This window comes from Streptomyces sp. NPDC012637, assembly GCF_042954805.1.
Lineage (GTDB): Bacteria > Actinomycetota > Actinomycetes > Streptomycetales > Streptomycetaceae > Streptomyces.
Map to the genome: position 1 here is coordinate 194,601 of NZ_JBIBDS010000006.1, position 15,347 is coordinate 209,947.

A 15,347-nucleotide genomic window follows, 5' to 3' on the forward strand; every position below is an offset into this window, starting at 1 on the left:
ACCGGGGTGGCGGTCCGCTCCCCCGGTCGGCCGTTCAGGCGGTGCGGGCGTGCAGTTCCTGGGCCGTGAGGAGGTACAGCTCGGCGTCGAGCCAGAGCCGTACGGCCGGCTCGGCGCCCTGGCCCGTCAGGGCCGCCGGTATTCCGCGCAGGTGTGCGGCGGCGGTGGTCAGGCCGATGCGGGCCAGGCGGGCCGCCGCGTCGTCGAGGGCGGTGCGGGCGCCCTCGGGCAGCCGGCGCAGGCCGTGGACGGTCGCGGCGGACAGGGCGGCGAGCCCGGACGCCAGGGCGGCGGTGACCGGATCGCCCGGTGCGGGGTGTGGCGTCGGTGCGAGAGGTGTCGCGGGGGCCGGGGGCGCGAGGTCGGGGACGAGCATCCCGTCGGCGGTGAGGGCCGCGATCGGGTCGAGGACGAGGCCGTCGCCTGCGGCGCGGACCGTGCAGCTGAGGTGGCGCAGGACGCCGTGCGCGCCGCGCAGGGCGGCGGCGAGCGCGTCGAGTCCGCCGGGCGCGTACGGGTTGTGGGGAGCGGCCACCGTGGCGGGTGTGCCGTGGGCGTCGCGGACCGTGGCGGCGAGCTGCTGGCGTGCCGGGTCGTAGCCGATGTCCTCGACGGCGTGGACCTCGACCACCCTGACCGTGTCGGCCTCGATGCGGGGGCGGACGAAGCGGGGCGGCAGCTCGCGCAGTGCCGCCGCGTGGGCGGCGAAGTCCCGAACGAGCAGCGGCTCGGGGAGGTCGGCCCAGGAGGCGCCGACCGGAGTCACGCTCGTAGCGGCCAGTCTGCCGCCGCCGATCGTCACGGTGCGTCCCGGCGTGCGGGAGGCGCTCTCGCTGACCAGGTTGCCGGTGGCGACGGCGCCCAGGGTGGTGCCGAGGAGGCGGCGTGCGGCCAGTTCGTGTCCGGCCGGTTCCTGGCCTTCGGCCAGGGCCCAACGGCGGCGCAGTACCAGCGCGATGCCCGCGCCGCCGTGGGCGAGGAACACCTCCGCCGTGCGGTCGGCGGGGGTGCCGGAGACGCGGCAGCCGAGGGCGGTGAGCCGGGTGCGGCGCAGCGGGGTGTCGCCACGCTCCCCCGTGCCCAGGACCTGCGCCTGGGCGAGTCCTCCGCCGCCGGCCCGTGTCCGGGCGTCGAGCTCGGCGAGCAGGGCGGCCAGCTCCTCGGCGCGGAAACCGGCGCCGCGTCCGGCGTACTGCTCGACCTGGACGGCGACGTCCGTGAGCACGCCCGCGGGCCAGTGCAGGGCGGCGGCGGTCAGTTCGTCGCGGATCCGGCCGAGCGCGGCGGTGAGGACGGGGCCCGTGTGCGCGGCGCCGTCGAGGAGCAGTTCGGCCGCGAGGGAGGTGGCCGAGGCGAGGGCGGCGTCGCGTGCCGTCGTGGTCGTACGGCCGCCGACGTCGATCTGGCGCGGCGGGTCGTCGGGGCTCGCATCGAGCGCGGCGCGGAAGGCCCACACGGCGAGCGCGATCGACTCGCCGCGCAGGGCGTCCGCGGCGTCCGTGACGGCGTGGGCGACGCCGTCCCGTACCGGGAAGCGGACGGTACAGGTGGGCAGTTCGGCGACGGCGGCTGGCTCGTCGGGCGTGGGGTGGCGCAGCCGTGCGGTGTAGCCGCGGGCCAGGGCGCGGCGGGCGGAGGCCATGGGGCGGGCGCCGACGGCGGCGGTCAGGGTCTCGTCGTCGGTGCGGCCCGGGGACCAGGGCCGCCACGGCGGAGGTGGTGCCGTGTCCGGTCGGGTGCCGCCGACGTCGCCGGCCTGTGGAGTGGGGGTGTGGGTGTGGGTCCTCTGGTGGGCGAGGACGAGGCCGAGGAGATGGCGGCAGACGCCGGGCGCGCCGCAGCTGCACACGCCCTGGTCGAGTCCCGCGGCGGGTGCGAGGGACGCGGTGGTGCCGTCGGGGAAGGCGCCGGTGAGCGTGCCCTCGGGACCGGTGGTGACGGTGGCGCCCGCGCCGGCGTCGAGGTCCTTGACGGCGCGCTTGACGAGTCCGCGGTTGGAGAGCGCGGCGAGCGTGGTGGTGTCCAGGGCGAGCAGGTCGGTACGGGTCATCGGCCGAGCCTCTCCGCGACGAACTCGGCGAGCTGACCGGGCGTCATGGCGCCGACGTGCGCGCCCGCGTCGGCGAGGCGCTGGGCGACCTGCCGGTCGTAGGCCGGCCGGGCCTCCTCGTCGAGGGCGGCGAGGCCAAGGACGGTGGTGCCCTGTTCGACGAGCGCGCGGACGCCGCGCACCAGCCTGTGGTCGTCGCCGCCCTCGTAGAAGTCGGTGACGAGCGCGACGATGGCCCGGCGCGGGTTGTCGACGAGTCCCGTGCCGTACGCGACGGCGCGGGCGATGTCCGTGCCGCCGCCGAGCTGTACCCGCATCAGGAGTTCGACCGGATCGGTGACGTCGCTGGTCAGGTCGACCACGGAGGTGTCGAAGGCGACCAGGTGGGTCTTGAGTCCGGGCAGTCCCCACAGGCTCGCCGCCGTCACGGCGGAGTGGATGACGGAGTCGACCATGGAGCCGGACTGGTCGACGAGGAGGATCAGCTGCCACTGCTCCAGGTGCCGGCGGGTGCGGGAGTGGAAGCGGGGCCGCTGGATGAGCAGCCGGCGCTCCTCGGGCCGGTAGTGGGCGAGGTTGGCGCGGACGGTGCCGTGGAAGTCGAAGTCACGGGCGAGGGCGAGCCGGCTCGGGCGGCGCGAACGGGTGCCGGTGAAGGAGCGGCGGACCTCGGGCGTGAGCCGCTCCATCAGGCGCCGCACCACGGTCTCGACGATGCGCCGGGCGAGGCGCAGCACTTCGGGGTTCATCAGGTGCTTGGTGCGCAGCACGGCTTTGAGGAGGGCCTGGTCGGGTTCCACGCGTTCGAGGACGGCCGGGTCGGTGACGATCTCGTGGATCTCGTAGCGCTCGACGGCGTCCCGCTCGAGGCGCTCCACGGTCTCGCGGGGGAAGAGGCGGTGGATGTCGTCGAGCCAGTCCACGGGCGTGACGGCCGAGGCGCCGTCGCCGCCCTCGCGGCCGGTGCCGCGCACTCCTCGGCGGGCCTGCTCGGCGTCACGGCCGTAGAGCCAGTCGAGGGCGGCGTCCCGGGCGGCGGCGGCCGCTTCGAGGGGCCCGGTGTGGCGCTCGGCGGGCCTGCCGAGGATGAGCCGCCACCGCTCGAGCCCGGCATCGGTGGCGGGGGCGGCATCGGTGGCGGGGTAGGCATCCGTGGCGGCGGGCGCGGGCTTCGTGGGCCTCATCGGGTGGCTCCGAGGCCGAGGCGGTCGAGGGCGCGTGACACGTGGTCCTCCAGTTCCCGTGCCTGGGCGATCAGCAGCGGGTCGGCGGTGGTGCGGAGAAGGGCGCGGGAGGAGCCGCGCAGGCCGCGGCGTTCGATCAGGCGGGCGGCGATCTGCTCCCGTTCCGCGGGTGGGAAGTAGGCGAAGGCCTCCCGCAGGGACGGGAGGGCGACGAGGAAGTCGGTCTCGGTCATGGCGGCCACCAGGTCGTCGAGGGCCACGACGAGCGGGCCCCGCTCCCCCGGCGTCGCGCCGAGCTCTTCGCGGGCGACGGCGAAGAGCCCGGCCAGCCAGTCGCCGAGCACCCGGGGCTCGCTCACGGCCCGTACGGCGACGGCGGGTTCGGCCCGCTCCGGCGTGCGCCGGCCCGTGTCCGGCTCACCGGCGCCTCGGTCCGGCGTCCGGCGGGCCGGATCCAGGACGCGGCACAGGCCGAAGGCCGCGCCCCGCAGGTCCGCCGGCGCCAGGGGGTCGTTGCTGACGCGCCGGAACACGTCGACGGCCGCCTCGCGTGACACGGTGAGGAGGGTGTCGGCGTGGAGACAGGCGTCGCGGACCGCGGCCAGGGCCCGCAGCCGCTCGCGGTCGGGGCCGGTCGAGGCCGGTCCGCCGCCTGCGCCTTCGACGAGCCAGAGCACGCGGGACACGGCGGTGTCGACGACGGCTCCCAGCAGCGGGTCGCGGGCCACGCCGTACACGCGGTCGTGGCGCCAGAGGCCGAGCGCGGTGGCGAGGGCCGTGCCGAGCGGGCCCGGCCTGGCGGCCGCGGCGAGGCCCGATCGCAGTCGGGCGACCAGGGGGCCGGCCAGCTCGGTCGCACCGCACGCCACGGCGTCGAACAGGACCTCGGCCAGGCGTCCGCAGTCGGCTCCGGCGGCCGTCGCGCGGTCGCCGAGCGCCACGACGGCCGCCTCGTCGAGCCGGGCGCCGAAGCCGCCGGCCTCGATCAGCGCGGCCTCGCGGCCCGCCGACGCGCGTGGTTCCCAGCGTTCCTCGACGACCGGATCGGTGCCGTGGGACGGGCCGGAGACCCGCTCGTGGCCGGGGACCCCGAGCACTCTGAGCCGGTGCAGGACCCGGCTGCGGTCGCGCCCCGAAGGGTCGGTCAGGCGTACGGTCACGGGCTCGCCGGTGTCCAGGCCGAGGGCGGCGAGCCGGGCCGCCACGTCGTGGACGAGCGGCGGTACGGGCGTGTCCGGGTGGAGCCTGCCGGTGCGTTCGCCTCCGCACGCCGCGACCATCTCCGCCACGACCGGGTGCGAGCCGGGCCGCAGCGGGCCGCGCCGGGTCCAGGGCAGCGGCTCGTCGAGGGCCTCCGTGATCAGCGCTCCGGCGAGCCCGTCGAGCAGGTCGAGTCGGGCCGGGCCGGGGTGTCCGCGCAGGGCGGCGAGCGCGAGCGCCGACGTGCGGGCGGCGACGAGGGAGGCCGTCGACACGGGATGGCTGCGGGCCCGCAGGCGGCCGACGACCGACCGCACGAGCCGGTCGCCCGCGGCCTCGCGGCCGTGCTCCCACAGCCACTGGTGGTACGCGGGCGAGGGCATGCCCGACTCGTAGCCGGCGAAGGCGTCGAGCTGCCGGAAGGAGTAGGGCACGAGGAAGCTGCCGACCACGGCGTCCTCGGGCGCGGCGGGCACCTCGGGCCATGCCCGGTCCCGGCCGCCGGTGACCGGTCCGTCGGCGGGCGGTCGTCCGGCGAGCCGGCGGATCGCGGGGCGGTGGAAGCCTCCGGTGACCACCAGGACCGGCCGGTCGCCGGCCGCGGCACGGGCCGCGCGGACCCAGGAGGCCATGTACTCCTCGCGCGCCCGGTCCGACGGGTCGGCCTCGGTGTCGCCGCGGACGACGTCGAAGTACGTCTCCAGGCGGGCCGTCAGGTCGGCGGCGTCCGGGTCGGCCTCGACCATCCGGTCCCACAGCGCGTCCACCGAGTCCACGCCGAAGCGACGGCAGAGCCGGGCGGTCGCGTCGGCGTAGCGCGCCTCGGCGTCCGCGTACCGGTTGGCGCGGCCCTCGAACGCGGGGTGCCAGGCGGGCAGGTCGATGAACCGGACCTCGGCCCCGGCGGCACGGCCGTGCGCGAGGGCGATCCACTCGGGCGAGTAGTCGCACAGCGGGGTCCACGAGGTCGCGGCCCGCTCCGCGTCGCGGTAGTGGCTGAACACGGCGACGGGCAGCTCGTGCCCGAGCAGCAGCTCGTCGAGGCGCCCGTTGAGGTCGGACGGCCCCTCGACGAGGACGTGCGCGGGCCGCAGTTCCGCGATGGCGCGGGCGACGAGGCGGGCGCACGCGGGTGAGTGGTGGCGCACGCCGAGGTACGTGACGGTCATCAGCCCGCCAGCAGGTGCCGCGCCGCGTGCAGCGCCTTCCACTGGGCGCCGCGCCGGCCGGCGACCCGCTGCTCCAGGTACCGGCGCAGCCGGGCCAGGTCCTCGGGGCTGTCCTTGGCGGCCGTGCCCGCGAGGCAGGTGACGACGTCGGCCGCGTCGCCGGGCTCGCCACGCAGGAACCAGCCGCGGACGCCGACCGCGTGGGCGACGGAGACCGCTTCGGCCGTGCTCATGACCGCCGAGAGCCGGTCGGCGCCGCCGCCTTCGTGGGCGGCTCCTGAGCGCAGTTCGCGGAAGGTGGTGACGAGGACCTCCAGGACCTCGCGGTCGGGTGCCACGGTGACGCCCGAGCGGCGCAGCAACGCGGTCGCCTCGGCCTCGACCAGGGCGATCTCGGTGTCGAGGTCGGTGATGGGGAAGACGGTCTCGAAGTTGAAGCGGCGCTTGAGCGCGGCGCTCATCTCGTTGACGCCGCGGTCGCGGGTGTTGGCGGTGGCGATCACGTTGAAGCCCTGCCGGGCGAAGACCATGCCCTGCGGGCCTTCCAGCTCGGGTACGGCCACCACCCGTTCGGAGAGCAGGGAGAGCAGGGAGTCCTGCACTTCGAGCGGGCAGCGGGTGATCTCCTCGAAGCGGACGAGGCGTCCTTCCGCCATGCCCTTCAGCATGGGGGCGGGGACGAGCGAGCGTTCGGACGGGCCCTCGGACACGAGGAGGGCGTAGTTCCAGGAGTACTTGATGTGGTCCTCGGTGGTGGCGGCGCCGCCCTGGACGACGAGCGTGGAGTCGCCGGACACGGCCGCCGCGACGAGCTCGGACAGCAGGGACTTGGCGGTGCCCGGCTCGCCGACGAGCATGAGGCCGCGGTTGGTCGCCAGCGTCACCAGGGCACGCTCGACGAGCGCCGTGTCGCCGACGAACTTCCGGCCGATGCCGGCCTCCTGGTCGCCGGTGACGAACCGGCGCGCGGCGCGCAGGCTCAGCTGCCAGCCCGGCGGACGCGGATCGGTGTCGGCGGCGCGCAGGGCGGCCAGCTCCTCGGCGTGGCGGACCTCGGCGGGCGGGCGCTGGAGTCGCTGCTCCTGCTCGGGGAAGGTGGTCACGAGGTCAGCTCCGTGAGGTCGGCGAGGATTTCGGAGACGGTCACCGGGTCGAGGTCGGCGAAGCGCAGCTGGTGCTCGCGGGAGGCCCAGTGGTCGCAGGGCTGCTTGTCGAGCCAGACGGTGTCCAGCTTCTGGTCGGGGAACTCGCTGATGAGGCCGACGGCGATGCCCGGGTCCAGTTCGATGACCAGATAGCGCTCGGGCCCGAGTCGGCGGGAGAACCAGCGCTCCACGCCGGCGTCCTGCGGCTCGCCCCGCTCCCAGCCGCGCTTCTGCAGCCCGAGGAGCTTGCCGACGGGGACCGTGATGCCTTCGAACCGGGTCAGCCGGGCGCCCGCGGCCTCCTCCTCGGTCGCCGTGAGCACGGGCCGGCCCAGCTGCGGGAACGGCTGGACGATCTCGTAGTCGGCGAACAGCTCGGCCCAGCCGTCCAGCTCCTCCGTGAGGTGCAGCGGGTGTGGCAGGGTGACGGTGGCCGCGTCCGCGACGGTCACGGTCTCGTCGTCGACGTCCGCGTAGGTCCGGTCCTCGGCGATTCGGAAGGCGAGGGCCCGGCCCTCGTGCTCGGCGTGCCAGACCAGCCGGCGGGCGAGGTGCCACACGAGCGGGTGCTCGACGAAGAGCTGCCGGAACTCGGCGCCGGTCCAGGTGCGGCCCTCGGCCATCGCCGACTCCAGGCGCCGCACCTGGTCGGCGGCGATGGTCCGGACGTCCTTCTTGAGGGTGAGGAAGCGCTTGCGCTCGGCGGTGGCGCGTTCCGTCTCGTCGCGCGCGCCCGGCTTGGGCAGGTCCTTGAGGCGGCTGCCGGCCTCGTCGCGGACGTAGGGCTTGAGCTGCTCGTCGAAGCCGACGGTGAAGCGCCGGGTGCCGTAGTCCACGACGGTGCTGCCGTCGGGATCCAGGCCGAGGTCGGGCACCAGCCGGTCGGCGAGCTGCTCGCCGGTCAGGCCGAGTTCGGCCGCGACGTCGGCGATCTTCTCCTGGGCGCGCTGCTTGAGCGCCTTGAACTTCACCCGCTGGGAGATGCCGTGGAGGTGCGTGAGGGCCGTGTCGGTGCCGATGGCGGCGAGCACGTCGAGTCCGTCGACGGCACGCTGGTGGGCTCCTTCGCCGGGCCAGGCACGGATGACGGGGGTCAGCGCGCGCACGGTGTCGTCGTCGCCGAGCCAGCCGAGCGCGTGCAGTGCCCAGGCCTCCTTGGGCGGCATGCCGACGATGCGCCACTCCTCGAACAGCGCCCAGGCGAACTCGGCGAGCGACGCGGGTGTGCAGAGCTCGCGCAGCCGGGCGACGCCGGGGTAGGGCGCGCCGGGCTTGGAGACGGCGAGCATGGTCAGGACGTGACCGACGGCCCTGGCGGGCAGCGCGGCGCCGCCGTCCCGGAGGCGCGGCCGGGGCAGGACCCGGGGCTCGGCCCAGGCGACGGGCTTCGGCATCCGGGCGGGCAGGGCGGTCACCAGCGGGTCGGAGGCGAGCAGGGCCTCGACCGCCGCGGCGGCCTCCTCTCCGTACTCCTTCGCCGCGGTGCGCACGCTGTCCGCTCCGTGGCTGGAGGCGACGGCCCACAGCGCGCCTTCGGCGGCGGTCCTGGCGGGTCCCGGGGCGCCGACCGCGTCGGGCACGAGCAGCCGGGCGGCGTCCGCGCCGTGCCGGGCGAACCAGCCGCGGGCGGTGCGCCCGGCCGTCTTGAGGCGGTGGAGCCAGTCCGCCATCAACCGCGCGACCTCGGTGTCGAGGAAGGGCAGCAGGATCGGGGCCAGGTGGGTGGGCTCGCGGGCCGCCATGCGGAGGGCGGGCGGCAGGGCGGCCAGCCCGTGGGCGGCGATCATCGGCTTGAAGACGTTCGCTCCGTCGTAGGAGTAGTCCAGGCCCTTCCAGTCGGCGAGCAGCGGCCGGACGGTCTCGGCGGGGCCGTGGGTGAACACGCCGAGGGTGTGCCGGTCCTGGAGGGTTCCCTTGCGGAGCGCTTCGAGCAGTTTCTCCATGGGCTGGTACGGCTGCCAGCCGGTGACCCAGGACTCCGCGCGGGCCCAGCCGGCCTGTTCCTCGGGCAGCCAGTCGATGCGGGAGACGGCCGGGGGCACGAGCCCTTCGACCACCTTCGGCTTCACGGTGGTGCGCTTCGCGGTCCACGGCGGGCTGGTGAGCAGCGCGGGCAGGGCGTCCTGGGGTGCTTCGTCGGCCGGGTCCCGCTCCTCGGTGAGCGGCCGGACGGTCTCGGCGACCTCCGTGGGGAGGTCCGGGAGGACGTCGAGCACGAGCTCCCGGTGGGCGGCCACGTGCGCGGCGAGCATCCGGCGAGCCATGGGCGCGTGCGTGCCGGCGCCGTCCGCCGTCGCGGCGAGCAGCCGGAGCGCGCGGACCGGAAAGCGGCGGGCCGCTGCGGCGGCCTCGGCCCGTACGTGCTTGTCGCCGAGCCGGTCGAGGAGGGCCTGGAGGGCCTCGTCGACCGGGAGTTCGGCGAGCGCGCCGGCCATCGCCTTGGTGTCCCGGGTGTCGATGTACGACCGGTCGAGTTCGGCCGCGAGCAGCGGGGCCATCGCCGGGCCCACACCGTCGGCGACGGTGGCCACGGTGGCGGCGGTCCAGCCGTACCAGCCGAGGTCGGCCCGTCCTCCGTAGACGGCGACGTGGGAGGCGGAGCCGAGCGAGCAGAGCACCATGTCCCGTACCCACAGCTGGGAGTGTTCGCGGACGGCCGGGTCGGCGAGGCATTCCTCGACCCACTGCCGTTCGGTGGGTACGAGGTAGCTGACGGCCGCCTTGCGGCGGGGGCTGGTGCGGTGGTCGGCGAGGGCGGTGACGGCGGCGGCGTAGGTGTCGTCGTCCGTGACGGCGAGCAGTGCGCGGACGCGGTCGAGGGCGAGGTACCCGCCGTCGCGCTCCCAGTGGTTCTCGGCCTCGGGAGCGGTTTCGACGCCGACGGCGGAGGACTGGTTGCCGGGCGCCTTGGTCCACTGCCGGCGGGACTCGAGGAGTTCGACGGCGGCTCGTGCGGCGAACGGCAGGCCGTGGGCGTCGGCCCAGGCGTCGGCGAGCGCGCCGCGGTCCACCTCGTGCGGGAACAGGACGGCGATCGCCGCGGCTCCCCTGGGGTTCGGCCGGTCGCTCTCGTGGGCGCGGGCGGCGTCCACGAGGGCGGCGTCGCTGGTGGTGGCGGCGAGCGCGCGGTCGACGGTCACGGTGAACTGTCTGCGCCACCGGTGGAGGCGCGCGGCGCCGAGCCCCTCGACCGGGCGGACCGTGACCGGGGTCCCGCCGCGCCTCGGGCGGAGGTTCCGCTTCCACGCGGCGGGCAGCGTGAAGGTGTCCTCTTCGGGCCGTGCGGGCGGGGCCGCGGCGGCGGAATCGGAGGGCGTTGCGGCGGACGCGGTGACGGTGGCGCCCGGCGTGCCGGTGGCCTCGCCGACGGCGGCGTACCCCTTGCGCTCCTTCTCACCGATGGTCCTGACCAGGTAGGACTCCGCCGCGTCCGCGCTGTCGAACTCCTTGACCCGGGTCTGGCCCGCGGTGCCGATGCGCCCGAAGCGCACCGTCACCGACGTGCCGTCGGCACCGGCCTCCCAGAACTTCGCCGAACCGTCACCGGCATGCTCCCAACGCCGCACGGGCCCTCCCCTGGTACGAGATCACTTGTCCGCACGGTAACCAGCGGCACTGACATCGCCGGGCCCGGACGCCCGCGCCCTGCGTTCCCGAAGGGCAGGAACCCGGCTCCCGAGCCGTGGAATAGCACCGTGGGCCCGGGTGTTGGCGGTGGGCGAGGAGGTCGACATGGCACTTGAAGGTGTGTACGAGCCGAGTCCGGCAGCGTGGGTGCGGAACCAGGTCGAGCTGTACGAGTCGTCAGGCGGTACGAAGGGGACGACGATCCGGGGCCTGCCCGTCGTCCTCGTCACCAGCGTCGGGGCGAAGAGCGGCAAGATCCGCAAGACGCCGCTCATGCGGGTGGAGCACGAGGGTTCGTACGCGCTGGTCGCGTCGAACGGCGGCGCCGTGAAGCACCCCGTCTGGTACCACAACCTGGTGGCGGCTCCGCTGGTGGAGCTGCGCGACGGACCGAAGGTGTGGGACATGAGGGCGCGGCTCGTGTCGGGCGAGGAGCGGCGGGTGTGGTGGGAGCGGGCGGTGGCCGCGTTCCCCGACTACGCCGACTACCAGCACCGGACCGAGCGCGAGATCCCGCTCTTCGTCGTGGAACCCGTGGGCTAGGTCCTGTCGTCGAACTCCCGTCGCCGCCCGGAGGGCGGCCCTGCGGCGTCAGGTGGGAGATCTCGGCGTGCCGGGCGCAAGGCCTCGTACGGAACGTACTCGGGCTTGTGCCCGGTGCGGCGAGAGCGCGTGCACGGCGTCGCGGGGCAGGCGGGAGTGTGACGACAGGGCCGAGGGGCGTGCCTTTCGGATCACGTCGGCAAGATCCGGAAGACACGCCCCAGGTCGCCGGCCACCGGCGCACCTCGCGTCCACCCGTTCTGGCGGGTGGTCCCGGGTCCTAGGAGGGCTTGACGGAGGACCAGGCCGTGACGGTCACCTTGTCGTCGCAGAAGGCGAAGACGCCGTCGTCCATGGCGGTCTGGTGCTTCCCGGCGCCGAGCACTCCGATGACCAGCGTCGGGTAGGTGGCCGGGGTCGCGCCGGACTCGCAGTAGCCGTCCGCCTCGCCCTGGACCTGGACGAAGGTGAGCTTGGTCCACGCGCGGGCGCCCGGGGCCAGCAGCACGTCGGCCGCGGCCGGGCCCGTGTGGGTGGTGGGCAGCGGCTTGTTCTTGTCCGGCGAGCCGTTGCCCGCCGCCGCGACCGTGGGGTACCCGTACACCTTGCAGGCGGACGCGGAGGTGTTGGTGACGGAGACGACGGCGGCTCCGGTGCCCGTGCCCGGCGGGCGGACGTCGGCCTGGTGCGCCTCGGAGACCTTGATGTCGTCGATCGCGCACGGCTTCTTCGTCACGCCGCCGGTGCCGCCGGAGGAGGAGCCGCCCGAGGACGAGCCGCCGCCGGTGGAGCCTCCGCCCGACGAGGACGTGCCGCCCGTGGAACCTCTGCTGCCGCCGCTGGTCGTTCCGCCCTTGTCGCCGCCGGTGGGCGTGGGCTCGGCCGGACCCGAGGCCGCGGGCGGCGTCGACGGGTCGACGGCACCGCCGTCGCCGCCGGTCGGCTGACAGCCCGTCATCAGGGCGGCGGCCGCCAGGGCCGTCGCCAGAGCCGCCGCGGTCCGGCCGATACCTGCTGTGTACTGCATTGGGTTCTCCCCGAGGTTCACGACCGGTCCCACACCGGCACTCGCGTGCAGGTACACGGCCTCCTGGCCCGAGCGGGTTCCCGCCGCACACCGCTGTGGCGGTTCCGTGACGCACCCATGACGAACGGCGGCGGCCCGGGCGGGTTCCGGTGACGCTGCGAGGTGCCGCGCCGGGGTCACCGGGAGGTCCCGCCCTTGGAGTGGCTGACAGCCACCGCCCAATCGGTGAAAACTCCGTGGCCCCCGGCGAGTAATTCTCCGCTGCGCGCGTTGTCGGACGTGCTCTCAGTAGTCTCCGGAGGGTTACTGGTTCACGGCCGCGCCTTCTCTTGCGGCGCCGACGATTGGACAGGAATTGACCGTCGAGATCGGTGAGAAAACCAGAGAGGCAGTACCGCAGGAATCCCGGTGGAACGTCCTGTCTCGACGTGTCATCTCGTCGTATCGGCGCGCCAGGCCCGCGCTCTACGGTTACCTGGGATGCAAAGTCCTGGGGGTCGCCTGGCTGGCGATGCAATCGACCGGCAGCGACAAGTCCCTCGCCACCGTGCTGGGCTACGTATGGGACGCGCAGTGGTATCTGGGCATCGCACAGAACGGCTACGGGCAGGCGGAACTGGTTCCCGGCTACGGCGGTGGCCCGGCCGGCAGATGGCAGGACCTCGCGTTCTTCCCGTTGTATCCGGGTCTCGTGCGAGCGGTCGGCGAACTGCTGCCTACGGGCGCCGTCGGTACCGCGCTGCTGATCACCTGCGTGTCCTCCTTCGTCGCGGCGTGGGGGATCCACGATCTCGGGGCGGCCCTGCACGGCAGACGCGCCGGGGTGCTGCTCGTCATCCTGTGGGGTCTGCTGCCCCAGGCCTTCATCCAGTCCATGGCCTACCCGGAGGCGTTGTTCACCGCGCTGTCCGCCTGGGCGCTCTACGCCCTGGTGACACAGCGGCTGCTCACGGCTTCCCTGCTTGCCGTGGCCGCGGGACTGACGCGCCCGCTGGGCGTCGCCGTGGTCGCCGCCGTCGTCGTCACGGCGGTGCTCACCTCTCCGCGCGGGCGTCGGACGCTCGCCGCGGTCCTCATCGCGCCGCTGGGGTTGCTCGGCTACTTCGTGTGGGTCGGAATCTGCACCGGACGGCTGACGGGCTACTTCGACGTGCAGCGCGACTGGAACACGCGCGTCGACTTCGGCCGGTCCGTCGTCGAGGCCATCACCCGGGTGGCCGCCGGTCACGTGAGCGCGGTCGAGCAGACCTCCGTGCTGATCGTCATCGCCGGCCTCGTGCTCCTGTGGATCCTTTTGGGTTCGCGTCCGCCGGCGGCCGTCGTCGTCTTCACCGTGGTCCTGGTGGCCATGGCCGTGGGCGTGAGCGGCTTCATCCAGATCAAGCCCCGCTTTCTGCTGCCCGGATTCACTCTGCTGCTGCCCGCGGCCGTCTTTCTGGCCAAGGCCAAACCGATCTCCCTTGTCGTCACGCTCACCGCGATGGCGGCCGTTTCCCTCACGTACGGGGCCTATTTCGTCACGGCCGGCTATACGCCGTAGCCGCGTTGCCGACAGGCCCTGAGCGCTGTCCCGTAAATGAGCGTTTTCCAACCTTACGCTGATGCGTGGTGAAGGACGACTACTGCCTTCACGACGTTGGTGATGCGGTTGGTGCTGCATCGGAGTTTCCGGAGGAGTCGCCAGCCCTTGAGGGTTGCTATGGCCTGCTCGCCAAGGCAACGGATCTTGGCGTGGGTGGTGTTGTGGCGGCGCTTCCACTGCTTGAGGCGACGGCCCCGAAACGGGACCGGACGTGCCCACCGGCTCCTTGGTACGCCTTGTCCGCCCAGCACCTGAGCCCCTCTGCGGCGAGGGCGTCGATGATCCCGTGCTGCCGGGCGGCGGTCAGATCGTGGGTCGAGCCGGGCACAGCCGGCGAGGCCCAGAGCAGCCGTCCGAACGGATCGGTGAGAATCTGAACGTTCATGCCGTGGCGTTTGTGTTCCCGGAGTAGTACGGGGTGTCGGCGGCGATGCGGTCGATGGGCAGCAGGGTGCCGTCGAGGATGACGAACGCCTTGGTCTGTATGGTCTTCATCGCTTCGGTCAAGGTCGGGGCGAGGGTGGCCAGAACCTCGATGGCTTCACGTATGGAGCGGTAGACGGTGGCGATCCCGATGCCGAACCCCGCTGCGCGCTGGGCGTAGGTGTCGCCGCACCGCAGGTGGGCCAGGGCGAGCAGGGCCCGACGTGCCACGGGAAGCCGCCGCCACCGCGTCCCGATGTTCCGGCGCCTGGCCCTCAGTTCTCCGGCCAAGAACCGCAAGGTGCTGGTGGACAAGTCGATAGAGGACGGATAGACAAGCACGCGAAGCTCCTGGCGAACACGGGTGATCTTGGTCGAGAACCCATCTACCAGGAGCTTCGTCGTTGCGCACGACAGTCCAAGACGTTCAGCGCTGCCAGCTCTAAAGAGGCTCACAGACAGGGGCGTCTTGCGGCGGAAGCAGCTTGCTAGCCAGGCGTCCCGTCGCGCTGGCTTCGTCGGGCGAGGTTTCGGGCCTGCCCTTCGTGAATGTCGCTTGCCCACTCCCAGCCGGGCTTGGGCGATACGACCCGCGGGTCGCTGGACACCCGGGCGTCACGTAGGTCCTCCACGTACGCGCGATCCAGGTTGATCCTTGCACGTACCTCCTCACCCCTGGCGAGGGAGCCATGTCCGGGGATGACGACGTCGACGTCGTCCGCTACGCCCTCAAGCAGCCCCAGCCCGACCAGGTAGTTCTCAATCGGCTCAACGGTGTCGTCGAGCATGGGAACGAAGACGTCGGAGAGCATGTCACCGGCGATGAGAACTCGGCGTTCTTCGATCAACAGAGCCGCATGGCCCTGGGCATGCGCCGGATGCTCGATGATCCGCACCTTGGGGCCGTCCCAGGGAAGCTGCGCAGTTTCAGCAGGCAGACCAGTGATCAGGCCGTACAGGTCGAGCGGTGTGTCCTCGGCGATTTCCGGCGGCAACCCCTCAGCGACGCCGGCCTTCCAGTCCGCGTTCGACAACACATCCTGCATGAAGTCCGCGCAGCGGGCTGTGCCGTAACGAGGCGCTTCGCCGAGTTCGGCGTGCCAGAGCACGTGATCCCAATCAGGATGCGTCGAAAACCCTGCCACCACGGGCCGGCCCAGCTGTCGAAGGTCGTTTGCCAGGCAGGTCATTTCGGCACCGGTAATCCCGGCGTCTACGAGGAGCACGCCGTCCCTGCCCTGTACGACAACGGTGTTGTTCTCGAGCAACTCACTCTGGTGGATCAGCACGCCGTCGACGACTTGCTTCAGCATGGGTCCCTCCCCGTTTGATGTCCGCACCCTGCCAGAGGGTCCGGCGCACATCAACACGACCGGACGGGGCGCGTGATGGCGACT

9 protein-coding genes and 1 pseudogene are annotated in these 15,347 nt (G+C 73.5%); 2 read left to right on the forward strand and 8 right to left on the reverse strand.

Going from position 1 to position 15,347, the window contains the following annotated elements; translation table 11 throughout:
- Positions 1-34 precede the first annotated feature (34 nt).
- Genes ACFY8W_RS24140 through ACFY8W_RS24160 form a run of 5 tightly spaced genes read right to left on the reverse strand, consistent with a single transcriptional unit; the run spans position 35 to position 10,314 of the window.
- Positions 35-2,050 carry a hypothetical protein gene (locus tag ACFY8W_RS24140; protein WP_391108759.1) on the reverse strand — a complete coding sequence of 672 codons (2,016 nt, stop codon included), beginning with the start codon at positions 2,048-2,050 and terminating at the stop codon, positions 35-37.
- Positions 2,047-3,234 (reverse strand): VWA domain-containing protein, encoded by a 1,188-nt coding sequence (locus ACFY8W_RS24145; RefSeq protein ID WP_391108762.1) that lies wholly within the window; start codon positions 3,232-3,234, stop codon positions 2,047-2,049. The genes ACFY8W_RS24140 and ACFY8W_RS24145 overlap by 4 nt, the downstream gene beginning before the upstream one ends.
- On the reverse strand, positions 3,231-5,603 hold the full coding sequence (locus ACFY8W_RS24150; RefSeq protein ID WP_391108764.1) for a DUF5682 family protein: 2,373 nt from the start codon (positions 5,601-5,603) through the stop codon (positions 3,231-3,233). Before ACFY8W_RS24150 ends, ACFY8W_RS24145 begins: the two co-directional genes overlap by 4 nt.
- On the reverse strand, positions 5,603-6,706 hold the full coding sequence (locus ACFY8W_RS24155) for an AAA family ATPase (protein WP_391108767.1): 1,104 nt from the start codon (positions 6,704-6,706) through the stop codon (positions 5,603-5,605). The genes ACFY8W_RS24150 and ACFY8W_RS24155 overlap by 1 nt, the downstream gene beginning before the upstream one ends.
- Complete coding sequence (locus tag ACFY8W_RS24160) at positions 6,703-10,314, reverse strand: DUF4132 domain-containing protein (RefSeq protein ID WP_391108770.1); 3,612 nt, start codon at positions 10,312-10,314, stop codon at positions 6,703-6,705. Before ACFY8W_RS24160 ends, ACFY8W_RS24155 begins: the two co-directional genes overlap by 4 nt.
- Positions 10,315-10,480: 166 nt before the next feature.
- Between ACFY8W_RS24160 and ACFY8W_RS24165 the strand changes: the two genes are divergently transcribed.
- Positions 10,481-10,918: a nitroreductase/quinone reductase family protein gene (locus tag ACFY8W_RS24165; RefSeq protein WP_391108773.1), complete on the forward strand. Its 438-nt coding sequence runs from the start codon at positions 10,481-10,483 to the stop codon at positions 10,916-10,918.
- Positions 10,919-11,198: 280 nt separating this feature from the next.
- On the opposite strand, the gene ACFY8W_RS24170 is transcribed toward ACFY8W_RS24165, so the two are convergent.
- A complete protein-coding gene (locus tag ACFY8W_RS24170) occupies positions 11,199-11,945 on the reverse strand; it encodes a DUF4232 domain-containing protein (protein ID WP_391108775.1) in 747 nt (248 codons plus the stop codon).
- A gap of 355 nt (positions 11,946-12,300) precedes the next feature.
- Here ACFY8W_RS24170 and ACFY8W_RS24175 point away from each other — a divergent pair, with 355 nt between their 5' ends.
- On the forward strand, positions 12,301-13,485 hold the full coding sequence (locus ACFY8W_RS24175) for a hypothetical protein (protein ID WP_391108778.1): 1,185 nt from the start codon (positions 12,301-12,303) through the stop codon (positions 13,483-13,485).
- A gap of 53 nt (positions 13,486-13,538) precedes the next feature.
- Here the strand turns inward: ACFY8W_RS24175 and ACFY8W_RS24180 are convergent.
- Together ACFY8W_RS24180 and ACFY8W_RS24185 are read right to left on the reverse strand one after the other, a co-directional pair.
- Positions 13,539-14,292, reverse strand: a pseudogene (locus ACFY8W_RS24180) (transposase family protein).
- 146 nt (positions 14,293-14,438) lie between these two features.
- Positions 14,439-15,263, reverse strand: a complete 825-nt coding sequence (locus ACFY8W_RS24185) for an MBL fold metallo-hydrolase (RefSeq protein ID WP_391108782.1) — start codon at positions 15,261-15,263, stop codon at positions 14,439-14,441.
- Positions 15,264-15,347: the final 84 nt, after the last annotated feature.

What these genes read in the sequence shown, in the direction of transcription:
- ACFY8W_RS24140 (WP_391108759.1), bottom strand. Translation starts at nt 2,050, where the DNA reads ATGACCCGTACCGACCTGCTCGCCCTGGACACCACCACGCTCGCCGCG.
- ACFY8W_RS24145 (WP_391108762.1), bottom strand. Translation starts at nt 3,234, where the DNA reads ATGAGGCCCACGAAGCCCGCGCCCGCCGCCACGGATGCCTACCCCGCC.
- ACFY8W_RS24150 (WP_391108764.1), bottom strand. Translation starts at nt 5,603, where the DNA reads ATGACCGTCACGTACCTCGGCGTGCGCCACCACTCACCCGCGTGCGCC.
- ACFY8W_RS24165 (WP_391108773.1), top strand. Translation starts at nt 10,481, where the DNA reads ATGGCACTTGAAGGTGTGTACGAGCCGAGTCCGGCAGCGTGGGTGCGG.
- ACFY8W_RS24170 (WP_391108775.1), bottom strand. Translation starts at nt 11,945, where the DNA reads ATGCAGTACACAGCAGGTATCGGCCGGACCGCGGCGGCTCTGGCGACG.
- ACFY8W_RS24185 (WP_391108782.1), bottom strand. Translation starts at nt 15,263, where the DNA reads ATGCTGAAGCAAGTCGTCGACGGCGTGCTGATCCACCAGAGTGAGTTG.